The sequence below is a fragment of the Paraburkholderia sp. TE9906 genome, assembly GCF_056279605.1.
This window is the reverse complement of record NZ_JBWCCT010000020.1, coordinates 34,349-49,888: the sequence shown is the minus strand read 5'-3', so window position 1 is coordinate 49,888 and position 15,540 is coordinate 34,349. Positions and strand designations below refer to the sequence as shown.

Here is a 15,540-nt window from a genome sequence, read left to right as displayed (position 1 = left end):
AATAGCTACTGAATTACTTGCCGAGCGGCGGCCCCTGCGGAGCACGGCAACGCGCGGTTCGGGCCGCCGTCTTCACACGACAGCTGCGATCCGCAACGCCCCGGCCTCGCCCATTGCCCGGCGCGCCTGCACCAGCGAAGTCCGCGCGGCGCGGGCGTCGACGGCAACCTGAATCAGGCCGCCGAGTTGCGACGGCTGCCGCAACAGTTCCCGCAGAATCGGCCCGAGCGCCGTACTGCCGTCATCACGCAGTCCGGCCGTGGCGGCGGAAGGCAGCGTGCGCCAGGCCGGATCGACGATTGCGCGGCACACGGCAAACGGCACCCCATGCGCGGCGGCCATCGCGCCGGCGATGTGCGATTCCATATCCACCGCCAACGCACCGGTCGAGCGATGCAGCGCGCGTTTGTCGTCAGCCGATACCAACGGCGCGGCGACTGCTGCCATCAGACCACGCTGCAAACGCCCCGCAAGCGGCGCTGCCATCATCGCGGCGGCGAGCCTGTCCGCCCATTGCCGATCGGTTTCGTGCCGCCCAAACGGTCCCTCGACCGCGTTCGCGACGATCAGCGAGCCCGGTTCCAGATCCGGCGCCAGCCCGCCCGCCGTCCCGAAACTCACGATGCCCGAACAACCGCGCGCGACCGCCGTATTCAGCGCGCGCTCGAGCAGATCGGCGCGCGCCGCGTAGACCACCTCGACGCCCTCGCCGCGCGCGATCCGCGCTTCGAACGCCATGCCCGTCACCATGATCACCGGCAAGCTGCTGCGGCCGGCACCGGCTGACGGTGTTGTCGAAAACGGCATCCGTTACATCCCGACCGCGACGCGCGTGAGCCCGTTGCGCTTCAGATGACGGAACCGCGCCAACGCCCACAGCGGGAAGAACTTGCGATAGCCGTGGTAGCGCAGATAGAACACGCGCGGAAAGCCGGTTGCGGTGAAGCGCGTTTCGTCCCAGAGGCCATGCTCGCGCTGTTCGCGCTGCAAGTAGTCGACGCCGCGTGCGACCGCTTCGTGATTGACCTCGCCCGCCGCCATCAGACCCATCAGCGCCCACGCCGTCTGCGATGCCGTGCTCGCCGCGCGCTCATAGCCGCGATAGTCGAGCTTGTAGCTTTCGCCGCCCTCGCCCCAGCCGCCGTCGGGGTTCTGGATCGACAGCAACCACTGCGCCGCGCGTTTGATGCGCGGATCGTCGTGCGGCATGCCGGCGGCGTTCAGCGAACACAGCGCGGTCCACGTGCCGTAGATGTAGTTCAGGCCCCAACGGCCGTACCAGCTGCCGTCCGACTCCTGCTCCTGCAACATGTATGCGAACGCACGTTGCGCCGGCTCGCTGTTCTGCGGCAATTCACCGAGTTGCGCGAGCATCGACAGACACCGGCCCGACACGTCCGCAGTCGGCGGATCGAGCAACGCGCCGTGATCGGAGAACGGAATGTTGTTCAGGTAGTACTGGGTGTTCTCCGGCTCGAACGCGCCCCAACCGCCGTCGCTGCTCTGCATGCCCACCAGCCACTCGCGTGCGCGCGCAATGGCCTGGCGATCGGCCGTGGATTGCGTGATTGCCGCCGAGCGCTGCATCGCCATCACGACCACCGCCGTATCGTCGACATCCGGATAGTGCGCGTTGTTGTACTGGAACGCCCAGCCGCCAGGCCGCACATTCGGCCGGCGCGAGATCCAGTCGCCGCGCACGTCGAGAATCTGCAACGGACGCAGCCACGCGAGCCCGCGTTCGGCCGCCTGCTCGGCATGCGCTTCGCCGGTTTCGAGCAGCGCGTGCGCGACGAGCGACGTGTCCCAGACGGGCGACAGACACGGCTGGCAATATGCTTCGTCATCCTTGATAACGAGCAACTTCTCGATCGACTGACGAGCGATCGCCCGATTCGGGTGATCGGCCGGGTAGCCGAGCACGTCGTACATCATCACCGAGTTCGCCATTGCGGGGAAAATCGCGCCGAGGCCGTCTTCGCCGTTCAGCCGTTCGTCGACAAAGGCGAGCGCCGCGCGCACCGCGCGCTCGCGGGTGGCTTTCGGGAACAGGCCGTCGACCGTGCGCAGCAGCGCGTCCACACCGCGGAAAAAGCCGAACCAGCCGGCATGCTGATGCGGCGCCCGGTCGTTCATGCCCGTATTGACCGGCGCGCCACGGAACAACTCGTCGATGCGCACCTTACGCGGATTGCGCGCGAGCGGGCGCTTCGCGTTGAGCACCAGCAGCGGCACGATGACCGTACGCGCCCAATACGACACCTTCGACAGATGGAACGGGAACCACATCGGCAACAGCATGATCTCGACGGGCATCATCGGCACCGCGCGCCACGACACCACGCCGAACAGCGCGAGCAGAATCCGCGTGAAGACGTTGACGTTTTCGGCGCCGCCGTGCGCGAGAATCGCTTCGCGCGCGCGGACCATGTGTTCGGCGTCAGCCGGGTCGCCGATCATCTTCAGCGCGAAGTACGCCTTCACGCTCGCGCTGATGTCGAGCGCGCCGTCGGTGAACAGCGGCCAGCCGCCATTGGGCAACTGGATGCGGCGCAGATAGCGCGCGATCTTCTGTTCGAGTTCGAGGTTCGGCGTTTCGCCGAGATAGTGAACCAGCAGCACGTATTCGGCCGGAATCGTCGCGTCGGCTTCGAGTTCGTAGACCCAGTGGCCGTCCGGCTGTTGCGCGGCGAGGATCGCATCGGTCGCGCGCGTGATCGCGGCGTCGAGCGATACGCTCGACGCCAGCGGCGCGGCGTTCGCTTGCGTGTCGGCAGCGGATGCGTTCGGCACATCCAGCGCCGGGTCGGCGAGTTCGGGCAGGACGTCGTCCAGCGGCTGGGCTTGAGATAAATCGTTCATCGGCGTTCCATCGGTTCATTCAGCAACGTATCCGCGGCCTTCTGGCCGGAGCGGATCGCGCCTTCAATCGTCGCGGGCAGGCCGGTGGCCGTCCAGTCTCCCGCGAGCATCAGGTTGTTCCAGCGAGTGCGCGTGCCCGGACGCAGCTTTTCCTGGTCCGGCAGCGCAGCAAACGTCGCGCGTTTTTCCATCACGACCTGCCAGAGCGGCAGCGGCGTGGCGGGCAGATCGACGGCCCGCGCCACTTCGGCCCAGACGGTGCTCGCGAGCGCTTCGTGCGGCATGTCGAGCAGCCGCTCGGCCTCGTTGAGCGTGACCGACAGGCGCCCGTCGAACGCGAACAACCATGCGGCCGTCGCGTTCAGCAGCGTGGTGATCGGCGGCAAACCGAACGGCGGCTCGACTGCGAAGTGCACGTTGACGGTCGCCGCGAAACGGTTCGGCGCGCGCAGACCCGGCACGACGCCCGGCGCGATCTCCGGCGGCAGGGCGAGAATCACCGCGTGGTTCGCTTCGAGCGCGACGCTTTCGTCGGCGAAATTCAATGCCTGCACGCGAGCGCCGTTGGCAGCGAAGACGATTTCCGTCAGCCGCGAACCCAGCTTGATGCTCGCGCCGCCATGCTGCAGCAAACGCAACGCGGGATCGACGAACGCACTGCCGAGGCCATTGCGTGCGATCAGCGGCCGGCATGCGAGGCCGCCGGCCAGCAAGGTCTCGCGCACCATCGCGCCGGTCAGTTCCGCCGACGCATCGCGCGGCTCCAGATTCAGCATCGCATGAAACAGCGGTCTCAGCAGACGGTCCCACAGCGGGCCGTTGCAGCGCATGGTCTGCGCAAGGCTGCGGCCCGGTTTGGCGAACAGCAGCGGCACGAGCGAAAGATAGTCGCCCGGATCGGTGTTCGGCACGCGCGCATTCGGGTCGAAGATCCACCAGGGCACGTGTCCCGGCGACAGGCGCACGGTCCAGCGCGCCCGCGTGGCGAGATCCATGAACGGAAACTCGGCCTGCGACGGGCCGGTCAGTTCGTCGGCGGCACCGATCGCCCGCAGGTAGTTGAGCGTCGCGGCATTGCCCGAAAGCACGACGTGATTGCCGCTGTCGAGGGTCGTGCCCAGCCGGGTGTCGTAGTACGAACGGCAGCGGCCACCCGCCTGGGGCGCCGCTTCATGCAGCACGACTTGCGCGCCGCGCCGCTGCAACTGCACTGCGGCGGCGAGGCCCGCGAGGCCCGCACCGACCACATGTACGAGCTTCGGCATCAGGTCAGGAGAGCGCGTAGCGCGCGACGATCCACAGCATGCGCAGCTTCGGCTTGCTGACCTTCGTACGCGGAATGTCGAAGCCCCGTTCCAGCGTGCGTTCGAGCAGCAGGCGATAAACACCCGACATGATGCGCGGCGCCTTCACCTGATTGCGCGGCTCGCGATCCATGATGGCGTCGGATGCGGCGAAGTGTTGCTGCGCGCGCTCGGCGAGCGTGGCGCACACGCGCGGCAGCGACGGATCGTCGGCGATCTGCGTCGGGTTTGTCACCGCGATGCCTTCGCGCGCCAGCAGTTCATGCGGCAGGTAGCAGCGGTTGATACCGGCGTCTTCGTCGATATCGCGCAGGATGTTGGTCAGTTGCAGCGCGTGGCCCAGATGGTGGGCGAGCAAACGGCCGGGCTCTTCCTGCATCCCGAATATTCTCACCGATAGACGGCCCGCCGCACTGGCGACGCGATCGCAGTAGAGATCGAGCGTGGCTTCGTCGGGCGCGCAGATGTCGGCGGCGGCGTCCATCGCCATGCCGTCGATCATCGCGTGAAAATCTTCGCGCTGCAGGTGGAACGTGTGAATGTGCCGCGTCAGCGCGCGCAGCGATGCGCGCGGCGCGCCCGCGTAGCACGCGTCGATGTCGGCGCGCCAGCCCTCGAGCGCGGCGGCACGTTCGGCGCGCGGCATGTCGCTGTCGGCGATATCGTCGACAGCGCGGCAGAAGGCGTAGACCTGATACATCGCATCGCGCTGCGCAGCCGGCAGGATGCGCATGGCGAGATAGAACGAACTGCCGGACGTGGCGGCAGCGGCGTCGATTTCTGTATCGTCCACGACAAGATTGGAAACAGCCAAGACGATCTCCGCAGGAGGCGCCCGCTGAAAGGCGTTCAATGAGGTTTTGTGCTTACCCGCAGGGCAGGTAGCCCACGCGCGCGGACGCGCGCGAAACAGCCGGCCAGGAGGCCGGAAACGGCGAAAAGTATATCAACGTTTGCGATAGGCCGCAGTTTTGAGGACGATTTAAGGGCGGGAAGGGCGGGAAGGGCGGGAAGGGCGGGAAGGGCGGGAAGGGCGGGGCGGGAGCGAGGCGCCCTCAGCCGAACGCGACCGAGCGGTTGCGTCCTTGCCGCTTCGCGCTATACAACGCCGCATCGGCCTCGTTGATCAGCACGTCGTACGCCGGCACGCCCTGACGCGCCGCCGCGCCACCGACGCTCGCGGTCACCGGCACGCTCGTGCCCAGCACTTCGACCGGCGTATCGGCGATCACGGAGCGGATCTTGTCCGCGACGCGCATTGCGTCGTCGAGCGGCGTGCAGGGCAGCAGCAACGCAAACTCCTCGCCGCCGAAACGCCCGAAGGTATCCTGCGCCCGCACCACCTCGGCGACGCGCTGCGCCATCACGCGCAACACCGTATCGCCGACGCCGTGGCCGAACTGATCGTTGATCTTCTTGAAGTGATCGAGATCGAACAGCAGCATCGACATGTCGCCGCCGTAGCGCTGCCAGCGCGTGAATTCATCGCGCAGACGCGCTTCGAAGAAACGGCGGTTGGCGATGCCCGTCAGGCCGTCACGGTCCGCGTACTCCTGCAACTTGGCGACCGCCTCTTCGCGCTCGCGCTGCACGATGCTCACGTGCGTGACGTCCGAGATCGTCACGCACACGGCGACCACTTCGCGATCGCGTGTGAGCGGCATGAACGTGCAGTCCTGCTGCATGAAATCGACCCCGCCGGTGATCGGGCGGTCATGGTCGAACCGGAACAGATACGGCCGCTGCTCCCACGAGCTGAACGCAAAACTGCCGAGCTGAAACACGCTTTCGATCTTGCGCGACAACCACACGCGCGGCAGCTCCGGAAAGTGCGTGAACAACGACTTGCCGACCACCTGTTCCGGCGACAGACCACTGTGGTCCTGCATGAAGCGGTTCCACATGAGCACGTTCATCTCGCGGTCGAGCACGAAGATGCCAAAACCGACACGCTCGACCACCAGGTCGCTCAACGAATCCACGGATACATTCATAGGCTGGACAACAGCGCGTCGAGCGCTCCGTTCATGTGGCGAATCGATTCTTCGGCCATCAGCATGACCAGGTGCGCGCGGAAGCTCTGATCCTCCAGCGCGAAATTCACTTCGACCAGCAGCGCGACCTGCCACTGCAGCACGCCGGGCTGAAAGACCTCGTCGAGCGTCATCGTTTCACCGAGCACACCCGGCGCGGAAAACACCGGCGTGCGGCCGAGCTGGTCGAGAATCGACGACACGCATGCGCCCGTCAGCACGTTGGCGACGTCGAGCATCAGTTCCTTCTGGCTCACCGCCTCGTAGCTCGAACGCGCGTACGGATCGCTGACGAGCGAGCACAGCTGCGCGATGCTGTCGCTGCGGCAGATCACCAGCGCCTCGCCCTTGATGTCGGAGCGAAAACCCTGGCGCACCGCGCTCACCGTGTCGTCGATCCCGGTCATCTCGCGCAGCGCCTCGGCTGCCTCGCTGAGCGCCACCATCCGCACGCGCGGCACGGACAGTTCGATGAACGAATCGAGCAGCCGCGCGAGCCGCGTCGCGGCCTGGCCCATCGCCAGATTGGCGACCTCCTGCAGCGCGTCGCGCTGATCTTCGGTGAGGACTGGCTCAGACATACAACCCGTACTCCTTGAGGATGGGCAGTACCGCCTCGGGCGTCACGGGCTTGGCGATGAACGCGGCGGCGCCGAGCGCGCGCACGCGCGCCTGGGCCATCGGTTGAACATCGGCGGAGACGACGATGACGAAGGTGTTCAGATCCTCATGCTGCAATGCTTCGAGCACCTGGTAGCCGGTCATGTCCGGCATCGTCAGGTCGAGGAACATCACCGACGCCTTGCCCTCGCGGTACAGACCGAGCGCCTCGCGCCCGTTCGATGCGTAGGACACGTCGACATCCCAGTCCGGCGGCAATGCCTTGGTGAGCACCTTGCGGGCAAGCAACGAATCGTCGGCGATCACAATGGGCAAGGGCATGGGCGGGTCGAAAAGCGGAATTATCTCTTACGCATAACGGCGCGTAGAGGCGGTTTCTTTAGCGCGAGGTCTGTCGACCCGCGGCAAAGTGCGGTGAAGCCTGCGAAAGCGCAGGTTGCGAACGAGCGGGGAGCGTGCGCGGCGACGCGCGGTTGGCGAATCCGGTCCGCCTGCATGAATGCGAGCGCGCACCGTGGACGACGGCTATGACCGGCATGTTCGAGCCTACCCCGTAGATCAATCTGTGCGGCTCGATGGATCAGGCTGGTCCCTTGGCCGCGCGTGGCGCCACGAACGGCTCGATCCACGCACGGTATGCATGGTCTGGGTGCCCTCGCGGCAAATACGTCCGAACATGGCAGACGAATGTTTATCGTGACGCGATTTTCGAAGCAAATCCGCGTAAAGGCAACTCACCAAAATCGCATACGGCAATAAGATATTCCGCGCCAAGGCTATTTATAAAAATGTTTAGATAGGATGAAGCTGTTTTATTTTATATTTATACTTTTTGATACGTTTGCGCTTCTGGATTCGTCGCTGTTTAACCAGCAGACAAATAGGCGAAAATCCCGGCGGCGCCCGTTCCTGAAGGTAACGTCTGGTGCCGCGCTGTGTCTATGCTTCTCCTATGAAGCCGACTCCCAGGTTCCCTGGACCCGAACGACTTTGGCATGATCGAAAAATGACACCAGACCCGTTCGACCCGCCTCGCGCAGGCCGCCTTTCCCACTATTCCGCGAAGTCGCAGGAGGAAGCATCGTTCCCCGCCGTGCCGGAACAGAATTTCCAGGTGCGCCGCATCACGTTGATCGCGCTGCTGGTCGCGGCGATCCTGCTGCCCTGCGTATATGTCGCCGCGATGGCGCTCAGCGATTTGCGCGCACGCGAGGCCGACGCCACCGACATGACGCTGCGCACGGTGCGGGTGGCCGAGGAGCACGCGCTGAAAGTGTTCGACATGAACGAGACGCTCGACGCGCGCATCATCGATCTGACCGAGGGTCTCGACGACGACGGCATCCGCGCCCGCGAAGCCGAGATTCACGAAAAGCTCCGCACGATGGGCGGCGGCTATCCGCAGGTAGCCGCCGTGTCGATCTTCGGGGGCGAAGGGACGCTGCTCGCGAGCAGCCGTTACTACCCATCGCCGGTACTGTCGATCGGCATGCGCGACGACTTCGTCGGCATTCGCGACGGCAACGCGCGCGAGCACGTGTCGAAGGTGATGACGGGGCACGTTGCCGGCGAGCAGGTGTTCAACATGGGCGTGGAGCGGCGCGCCGCCGACGGCTCGTTCGCCGGCGTGGTCTCAGTGGCGCTGCGGCCGAGCTACTTCGATGCGTTCTACCGCGAGCTGCTCGGCGGCAACGACAGCACACCGATGATCATGAGTCTCGTCCGCACCGACGGCGCGGTTCTCGCGCATTTTCCGCGCACGCCGCGCGAAGCCGCGGCCATGGCGTCCAATTCGCCGTTCGCCGAAGCGGTCGCGCAAGGGCGGCGGGCCGGCGTCGTGCGCATGCGCTCGAACGTCGACGGCGACACGCTGATCCTCGCGTTCCGGCACGTCGGCGCGTATCCGGTGTACGTGCTGTGCGGCTACCGCACGTCGGCGATCTGGGCCGCGTGGTACCGGCACCTGAGCGTCCTGATCCTGTCGATGTTCACGCCGTCGATCGCGCTGTGGTGCGTAATCTGGCTGTCGCTGCGGCGCCTCGGCGCGGAGGAGGAAGCGTGGGAGCGCTGGCAAGCCGAAGCGTCGATGCGCCGTTCGATCGAATCCGCGTATCGCCAGTCGCGCAAGATGGAGGCGCTCGGCACGCTGGTCGGCAGCGTCGCGCACGACTTCAACAACCTGCTGATGATCCTCTCGTCCAACGTGCAGATCGTGCGGCGGCGCGGCGTGGACGGGCTCGACCGCGAATTGTCGGCGATGGAGCGGGCGCTCAAGAGCGGCCAGTCGCTGACCCGGCAATTGCTCGGCGTCGCGCGCAAGCAGCCGCTGCGCACTGAGACGTTGTTGCTCGAACAATGGCTGCCGACGTGCCGCGAGTTGCTGCGCGCGTCGCTCGGCGCCAAGGTCTCACTGGTGATCGATCCCGGTACCGGCACCTGGCCGACGCGCGTCGACGTGGCGGAGCTCGAACTGGCGCTGATCAACGTTGCGGTGAACGCGCGCGACGCCATGCCCAATGGCGGGCGTTTCACGGTGCGGGCCACCAACATCGTGTTCCGTCACGAGGACGGTTTTCCGCTGACCGGCAACTTCGTGCAACTCTCGCTCGAAGATACCGGGGTGGGCATGGCGCCTGAGGTGCTCGCCCGCGCCTTCGAACCGCTTTTCACGACCAAGCCGAAGGGCATGGGTACGGGCCTCGGCTTGCCGCAGGTTTTCGCGTTCTGCGAGAGCTCGGGTGGACTCGCGGCAATCGACAGCGCGGTCGGCGCAGGCACGTCGGTGCGCCTCTATCTGCCGCGCGCCGCGGCCGAACCCGAGATCACGGCGCCGGCTGAGCCGGGCGCCGAGGAAAGTAGTGCCCCGCAAGGGTTGCGCATCCTGCTGGTCGAGGACAACGAGGAAGTAGCCGCCGGCACCGAAGCGCTGCTGCAGATGATGGGCCACCAGGTCACGTGCGTGTTCAACGCCGACACGGCGCTGCGTCTGTTCGACGATGCGCATGCGCGGCGGGCGCGCACCGGCGAGCCGCAGCCGTTCGATCTCGTGCTGTCGGACATTCACATGCCCGGCAAGCTGAACGGCATCGATCTGGCCGAGGCAGTTCTCGCCTTCGACACCAAACTGCCGGTGATCCTCGTCACGGGTTACGCGGAGGAACTCGACCGGGCGCGGCGTGTGGACGTGCGGGTGTTGTCCAAACCCTTCGATATCGGCTTGTTGGAAAAGCTGCTCGAAACGATCCAGCGCGATCTGGCGCAAACGGGCTCCGACCCGGCGGAGCATCCGGCGCAGTAAAGGCGACGGGCCTGGCGGGCGCTGCGCGCCATTTACCGATAGTTGTAAAAGCGTGGCGGTGTCCCGCCGCGCTTTTCTGCGCCAATCCCCCGCCGACCGGCGCGCGAGCAGGCACCAGGGGCGTTTGCGGGGTAAGCAGGGCACCGGGCGCGTCCCCGGCATGATCGTTGCGGCCAGTCAGAAGAAGCGGGCGGCTTGTTCCAGCGCCACCCGCTCCGCCTAAATACGTCGGGAGACAGCCATGCAACATGCCGTGATTGGTTTATTCGACACCTACATGCAAGCGGAAAGCGCTCGCGACGCGCTTGTGCAGACCGGTTTCGCACGCGAAGCGATCGAGTTGCAGGCGAACCCCGAGCCCTCCGTCGGCTCGGCGACCGACGAAGTCGCCGGTGCGGGCATGCTGGCCAACATCGAGCGCTTCCTGTCGAGCTTGTTCTCTACCGGCTCGCGCGCGCCGGACGCGGCGCGCTACGCCGAAGCCGTGCGTCGCGGCGCCGTGCTGGTGTGCGTCAACGCAACGAGCGAATCGCATGCGGAACTCGCCCGCAGCACGCTGACGAGACTGGGCGCAACCGACATCGGCGAACGTCTGCCGGATTGGGAAACGCAAACTTCAAGCGGACGCGAGCATTCGGTGCTCGACGAACTCGGCATTGGCGCCGTGACGCCGGGCACGCCGCGAACATCGAGCGCGGCGTCTGCGGCTGCGACGACCACGCCGGCCGCGAGCGCGCGGCCCGCCCCTACCGCCGATCCTCTGTACACCGCGCCGCCGGGAAGCACCGGCGCCGAGCCATTCGTGCCGCCGCCGCTCAGCGGGCGGCCCACCGTCGATCCGGTGAATGAACCGGTTCGCGATCCGTTGGTCGGCGATGCGGGACGCAGCGCGATCGCAGCCGGCTCGATGCCCGGCTCAGGCGCGGTCATGCAGCCCTCGGAGGTCGTCTCCGAAGCGGGGCAGCCGACCGCGGGTCTGGGCGGGCAAATGCCGAACGAGTATCTGGAATACGAAGAGGATTTTCGCTCGCACTACGACGAGCAATACGCGTCTGAAAATGCGCGTTACGAAGACTATGTGCCGGCGTATCGCTATGGCGCGGAAATCGGCAGCGACGCGCGGTTTCACGACCGTCCGTGGGACGATATCGAACCGGAAGCCCGGCGTCATTGGGAAACGACGTCTCCAGACAGTACGTGGGAGCGTTTCAAGCTGGCGGTGCGTCACGGATGGGAACGGGTGACCGGGCATCACCACGTTTGAACGTTGCAGCGGCGCCTGGTTTGGCGATGGCAGCCGCCGCCTCGCTGCCATGAATGTGGGCTGGCGGAAGTGGCGAGCTTTTTGCACTCGCCACTTAGAAATCCGTCACTCCGCCGCGTGCCGCTTGACCCACGCAACGTAACGGTCGACAAAAGTCTGCAGGAATTTGCGTGTGCCGTCGTTCAAGATCTCGCCTTTTTCGTTGATGACCGCCGCGTCGTGCTTGATGAACACCTCGGGCTGACCCAACGTCGCGACATCGAGATACGCGAGCACGTTGCGCAAATGTTGTTGCGCCAGCGCCGTGCCCGTCGCGCCGAGCGACGTGCCGATCACCGCGCCGGGCTTGTTACCCCATGAGTTCGTGCCCCACGGACGCGAGCCCCAATCGAGCGCGTTCTTCAGCACACCGGGAATGGAGCGATTGTATTCGGGGGTGACGAACAGCAGGCCGTCGGCGGCTTCGACACGCTGCTTCAACTGCTTGCCGGCTTCGGGATAATCGGCGTCGTACTCCTGGCTGTAAAGCGGCAACGAACCGATGTCGATGAACTCGAAGGTGAAATCGGACGGCGCGAGAGAGATCACGGCTTGCGCGAGTTGCCGGTTGAACGAGTCCCGGCGCAGGCTGCCGACGACGACTGCAATGTGATGGGCCATGGTTCGCTTCCTTGATTGGGCGCTTTATGCGCAGAAAGGTACGGACTGTCCATCATAGGCAATAGACGGGCAGTTGTGGACGAAGTCGCTTGCGAATGCGGGTGCCCCATCGGGGCCGGATAGGTGGCGCGCGATGTGAGCGGTGGATAACCTCATGGCCCGCAAAGTTATCCACAGAAACGCTGAATAACCTTGTGGATAACTGGTGTTTTTGCCTTGTCAATCAAGCATGCTTTCGGTGCTGGACGATTTGAGGCAAATGCGTGCTGTGGATGTGGTGGTCGGCGTCGCGGGAAGCATGCGAAGTGTCGCGTTTGGCAAAATTGAGGCAAAAATGTCTTGTCGATCACCACGGGTGAATCTGGCGACGATGGCGCCTCGCCTTCCGGCCGACACGCGTGCATAACGCTGTGCTTCAGCTATAGAGGGAATTGACTTTCTGGAGGAAACAGCCATGAGTTTGAATTACGCAGGCAAGTCCCACGATGAAGCGGTCGCGGCTCGCAAGAAGGAAAAGCAGCGAGCGCAGGAGCAACCCGGTGGCGAGATGGCCGTCGACGGTAAGCAGGCGGACAAGCTGCACAGCAGCGGTGAGCTATCCGAGCGCGGCAAGGAAGTGTGGCGTAAGGGTAGTGGGATGGATGGCGGCGGAAAGACCTAGTCGCCGTTTGTGGTGCGGGTGGACCACGTTGTGTTTGCGGGGCGGGGCGCTTCGGTGGGACGCAGTCAGATGAAGCTGCGGCTTGAGCGGGCGACATCTCATCAGCGCGGTTTGCAAAGCGCGAAGTGAGGTGCGGGGAGCGTGCCATTGCCCTTAGAGGGCCTCGCCATTTTACGACTCCGCCAAATGCAGCTTGAATGCAAAGAGGGCGCCATATTGGGCGCCCTCTTTTTCTCTTTGCAAACTTGCTCGTCAATGAACGCGCTCCGGATTGAGTCCGTCGCGTCCGTCCGCCGATTAGTTGCCGAAAAACACGTTGCAGTAAGATGCCGGACCGTTGCACTGCGCGGGAGCGGCAGCGTGCGCTGCGCCCGAAGCGGCTGCAAACAAAGCAAAGGAAGCGATCAGGGCGGAAAGAATGCGTTTCATGGTGCTACTCCTCATCAGCGTTGGTTCGCGATCTGGTGCGATCGGTGGCTGAAGGATAGCGATTCAGTAGCTGCCTAAAAATACCGAAGATGGGAAGATATTTTTTCAGTTATTGAAATAATTTGAAAGCGGTTCCTGCGTCGTCTTGACAACGCATACAGCGAGCAAGCTCGCGATTCAGCTAGTGCCGCAAGTTGCGCGTGAAACCAGTTTGATTTCAATTTTCGCAACAATGTTTTTCTAACTCTGTAGCGCTTCACCGCTCGCCCGGTCCGGCCAGTTGCGTTGCTGGCGATCGCAACATCGCTTCGCCTGTACTGGACGCGCAGAAGTAGGAACAGGGCCCACGCTAACGGCGATTCGATCCCGTCCACACACACGAGCAGCGGGCAGCACCGCCGCGCTATGCTTAGCGTTCGCCAGGAGGCGTGTCCCGATAACGCTCGAAAAACCGCGCATGCGATGCTTCATCGAGCGCACCAACATGCGGTTCAGTACGCGCCGGATGTTTCTCCAGTTGCGCGCGCGTGCGAATCGGCCGATGTTGGAAATTGCCGCCGCAATTCGGACACACATTGCGCAGCCGGGTCAGCGCGCAGACTTCGCAGAAGGTGCATTCGTAGGTGCAGATCATCGCGTCGGACGCGTTCGGGGGCAGTGACTTGCCGCATCCTTCGCAAGACGGCCTCAGTTCGAGCATGGCGGTGGCTCCACTTTTCATCCATGGCGCGAGACGCGGGGTGCGCCTCGCTTGCCGGCAAGTGTAAGGGGCCCAGGCCGCCCCGAAAAGCTGCCGGGCCTCGGCGTAGGCAGATGCCCGCGCGACCTGTTCCCGTTGTCATGTCAACACGGTCCACAATACGAGCGTCAGCGCGAGGCCGACGACGGAGACGATCGTCTGCAATACCGACCAGACCAGCACCGTCTGTTTCAATTGCAGACCGAAGTACTCGCGCACCATCCAGAAACCCGCATCGTTCACATGGCAGAAAAACACCGAGCCCGCGCCGATCGCGAGGGCCATCAGCGAATTGTGCGTCGCGCTCAATCCAGCGACGACCGGCGCGACGATACCCGCCGTGGTGGTGGTCGCGACGGTCGCCGAGCCGGTGGCCTGGCGCAGCGCGACGGCGATCAGCCAGGCCAGCAGAATCAGCGGCATGTGCGCGCCGACCGCGATCTTCCCGATCGTCGTGCTGATGCCCGCCACCACGAGCGCCTGCTTCAGGCCGCCGCCGGCGCCAATGGTCAACAGCAGCGCGGCGATCGGCGGCAGGCTTTTGCGCAGAATGCCGCCGACGCGCTCGCGCGCCATCCCGCGCGACCAACCGAGCGCCACCACCGCGAACAGCACCGTGAGGCCAAGGGCGACAAGCGGTTCACCCAGAAAATTCAGCGTGTCGAAGAGGAACGTTTCAGGCTGGAGCAACAGCTTCGCAATCGTACGGCCAAGCATCAGTACGACGGGCAGCAGAATCGTGATCAGCGAAATGGCAAAACTCGGCGGCTCGGCGGTGTTTTGCTGCGCGCTGAAGAGCTTGCCCATTTCTTCCGGCTCGGCGACATGCATCCGTTTGGACAGAAAGATGCCGTAGAGCGGACCCGCGAGGATCACCGCAGGAATCGCGACGATCAGGCCAAGGCCGAGCGTCAGACCGAGATCGGCATGCAACGCGCTCACGGCGATCAGCGGACCCGGATGCGGCGGCAGTAGTGCATGCAGCGTGGTCATGCCGGCCAGCGCGGGAATCGCGATGCGCAGGATCGGCTGCTGTGAGCGGCGCGCCATGACGAAGATGATCGGCACCATCATCACGAGGCCGACTTCGAAGAAGAGCGGCAAGCCGATGATCAGCGCGACCAGGGCCATCATCCAGGGCAATGTGCGCGGCGTGGAGTGTTTGAGAATGGTCGACACGAGCCGGTCGGCGGCGCCTGATTCGGCCATCAGCGCACCGAGCATCGCCCCCAAGGCGATGATGATGCCGACGTCGCCGAGCAACGCGCCCGCACCTTTGCTGAATGCGCTCGCGACTGCTTCGAGCGGCAAGCCGGCGGCAAAACCCGCCGCGAACGTGCCAACCAGAATCGACAGAAACGGCGCGAGCTTCAGCACGCTAATGAAAATGATGATGAGTGCGAGCCCCAGCGCACACGACAAAATGAGTTGAGTGTCGTGAGATGCCCACGGAGTAAGTGTTGTCGTCAGATGCACGTTGGTCCTTTTTGTCAATGACGCAGCCGCGGTTTTGCGCGAGTGGCAAATTGTAGCGGCCGGTGACGACTCGGCGCAGCGAGGCCGGCGGGGGCGGTCCACGCGCGTCGCACGCCGGCGTGATTTGCTTATGCGAATTTATCGGTTCGTCCAGGCTTGCAGACGAATTATCGTCGGTGCCAATCGACCCGTT

At 64.6% G+C, this 15,540-nt stretch carries 14 protein-coding genes; 3 read left to right on the top strand and 11 right to left on the bottom strand.

Going from position 1 to position 15,540, the window contains the following annotated elements; translation table 11 throughout:
* Positions 1-72 precede the first annotated feature (72 nt).
* The 7 genes from ACZ9H4_RS33715 to ACZ9H4_RS33685 all read right to left on the bottom strand — a co-directional run bounded on the left by ACZ9H4_RS33715 (position 73) and on the right by ACZ9H4_RS33685 (position 7,141).
* Positions 73-807, bottom strand: a complete 735-nt coding sequence (locus ACZ9H4_RS33715) for a phosphorylase (RefSeq protein WP_476122540.1) — start codon at positions 805-807, stop codon at positions 73-75.
* A gap of 3 nt (positions 808-810) precedes the next feature.
* Complete coding sequence (gene shc, locus ACZ9H4_RS33710; protein ID WP_408141916.1) at positions 811-2,862, bottom strand: squalene--hopene cyclase; 2,052 nt, start codon at positions 2,860-2,862, stop codon at positions 811-813.
* Entirely contained in the window at positions 2,859-4,127 is a 1,269-nt protein-coding gene (gene hpnE, locus ACZ9H4_RS33705) for a hydroxysqualene dehydroxylase HpnE (RefSeq protein WP_476122539.1), read from the bottom strand. The genes shc and hpnE overlap by 4 nt, the downstream gene beginning before the upstream one ends.
* A 4-nt stretch (positions 4,128-4,131) precedes the next feature.
* Positions 4,132-4,980, bottom strand: a complete 849-nt coding sequence (gene hpnD / locus ACZ9H4_RS33700) for a presqualene diphosphate synthase HpnD (protein WP_476122538.1) — start codon at positions 4,978-4,980, stop codon at positions 4,132-4,134.
* Positions 4,981-5,221: 241 nt separating this feature from the next.
* The gene (locus tag ACZ9H4_RS33695) at positions 5,222-6,160 is read right to left on the bottom strand and encodes a sensor domain-containing diguanylate cyclase (RefSeq protein ID WP_408141911.1); all 939 of its coding nucleotides are present in this window, start codon (positions 6,158-6,160) and stop codon (positions 5,222-5,224) included.
* Positions 6,157-6,780 carry a chemotaxis protein CheC gene (locus tag ACZ9H4_RS33690; RefSeq protein ID WP_168663193.1) on the bottom strand — a complete coding sequence of 208 codons (624 nt, stop codon included), beginning with the start codon at positions 6,778-6,780 and terminating at the stop codon, positions 6,157-6,159. Before ACZ9H4_RS33690 ends, ACZ9H4_RS33695 begins: the two co-directional genes overlap by 4 nt.
* On the bottom strand, positions 6,773-7,141 hold the full coding sequence (locus ACZ9H4_RS33685; RefSeq protein WP_168663191.1) for a response regulator: 369 nt from the start codon (positions 7,139-7,141) through the stop codon (positions 6,773-6,775). The genes ACZ9H4_RS33690 and ACZ9H4_RS33685 overlap by 8 nt, the downstream gene beginning before the upstream one ends.
* Before the next feature lie 685 nt (positions 7,142-7,826).
* Between ACZ9H4_RS33685 and ACZ9H4_RS33680 the strand changes: the two genes are divergently transcribed.
* Positions 7,827-10,118 (top strand): hybrid sensor histidine kinase/response regulator, encoded by a 2,292-nt coding sequence (locus ACZ9H4_RS33680; RefSeq protein ID WP_476122537.1) that lies wholly within the window; start codon positions 7,827-7,829, stop codon positions 10,116-10,118.
* Between the two features lie 241 nt (positions 10,119-10,359).
* On the top strand, positions 10,360-11,382 hold the full coding sequence (locus ACZ9H4_RS33675) for a hypothetical protein (protein WP_408328950.1): 1,023 nt from the start codon (positions 10,360-10,362) through the stop codon (positions 11,380-11,382).
* A 105-nt stretch (positions 11,383-11,487) separates the two neighbouring features.
* Here ACZ9H4_RS33675 and ACZ9H4_RS33670 read toward each other — a convergent pair whose 3' ends face one another.
* Complete coding sequence (locus ACZ9H4_RS33670) at positions 11,488-12,042, bottom strand: NADPH-dependent FMN reductase (protein ID WP_476122536.1); 555 nt, start codon at positions 12,040-12,042, stop codon at positions 11,488-11,490.
* Between the two features lie 454 nt (positions 12,043-12,496).
* On the opposite strand from ACZ9H4_RS33670, the gene ACZ9H4_RS33665 reads away from it, so the two are divergent.
* A complete protein-coding gene (locus ACZ9H4_RS33665; RefSeq protein WP_408154604.1) occupies positions 12,497-12,703 on the top strand; it encodes a hypothetical protein in 207 nt (68 codons plus the stop codon).
* A 297-nt stretch (positions 12,704-13,000) separates the two neighbouring features.
* Here the strand turns inward: ACZ9H4_RS33665 and ACZ9H4_RS33660 are convergent, their stop codons facing one another.
* The 3 genes from ACZ9H4_RS33660 to ACZ9H4_RS33650 all read right to left on the bottom strand — a co-directional run bounded on the left by ACZ9H4_RS33660 (position 13,001) and on the right by ACZ9H4_RS33650 (position 15,347).
* A complete protein-coding gene (locus ACZ9H4_RS33660) occupies positions 13,001-13,132 on the bottom strand; it encodes a hypothetical protein (protein ID WP_408141899.1) in 132 nt (43 codons plus the stop codon).
* 409 nt (positions 13,133-13,541) lie between these two features.
* Complete coding sequence (locus ACZ9H4_RS33655) at positions 13,542-13,832, bottom strand: DUF1272 domain-containing protein (RefSeq protein ID WP_408141897.1); 291 nt, start codon at positions 13,830-13,832, stop codon at positions 13,542-13,544.
* Between the two features lie 138 nt (positions 13,833-13,970).
* Positions 13,971-15,347 (bottom strand): GntT/GntP/DsdX family permease, encoded by a 1,377-nt coding sequence (locus ACZ9H4_RS33650; RefSeq protein WP_476122535.1) that lies wholly within the window; start codon positions 15,345-15,347, stop codon positions 13,971-13,973.
* Positions 15,348-15,540: the final 193 nt, after the last annotated feature.

Coding starts and splice junctions, on each gene's coding strand:
- hpnE (WP_476122539.1), bottom strand. CDS start 4,127: ATGCCGAAGCTCGTACATGTGGTCGGTGCGGGCCTCGCGGGCCTCGCC.
- ACZ9H4_RS33665 (WP_408154604.1), top strand. CDS start 12,497: ATGAGTTTGAATTACGCAGGCAAGTCCCACGATGAAGCGGTCGCGGCT.
- ACZ9H4_RS33680 (WP_476122537.1), top strand. CDS start 7,827: ATGACACCAGACCCGTTCGACCCGCCTCGCGCAGGCCGCCTTTCCCAC.
- shc (WP_408141916.1), bottom strand. CDS start 2,862: ATGAACGATTTATCTCAAGCCCAGCCGCTGGACGACGTCCTGCCCGAA.
- ACZ9H4_RS33715 (WP_476122540.1), bottom strand. CDS start 807: ATGCCGTTTTCGACAACACCGTCAGCCGGTGCCGGCCGCAGCAGCTTG.
- ACZ9H4_RS33660 (WP_408141899.1), bottom strand. CDS start 13,132: ATGAAACGCATTCTTTCCGCCCTGATCGCTTCCTTTGCTTTGTTTGCA.
- ACZ9H4_RS33690 (WP_168663193.1), bottom strand. CDS start 6,780: ATGTCTGAGCCAGTCCTCACCGAAGATCAGCGCGACGCGCTGCAGGAG.
- ACZ9H4_RS33685 (WP_168663191.1), bottom strand. CDS start 7,141: ATGCCCTTGCCCATTGTGATCGCCGACGATTCGTTGCTTGCCCGCAAG.
- ACZ9H4_RS33675 (WP_408328950.1), top strand. CDS start 10,360: ATGCAACATGCCGTGATTGGTTTATTCGACACCTACATGCAAGCGGAA.
- ACZ9H4_RS33655 (WP_408141897.1), bottom strand. CDS start 13,832: ATGCTCGAACTGAGGCCGTCTTGCGAAGGATGCGGCAAGTCACTGCCC.
- ACZ9H4_RS33695 (WP_408141911.1), bottom strand. CDS start 6,160: ATGAATGTATCCGTGGATTCGTTGAGCGACCTGGTGGTCGAGCGTGTC.
- ACZ9H4_RS33670 (WP_476122536.1), bottom strand. CDS start 12,042: ATGGCCCATCACATTGCAGTCGTCGTCGGCAGCCTGCGCCGGGACTCG.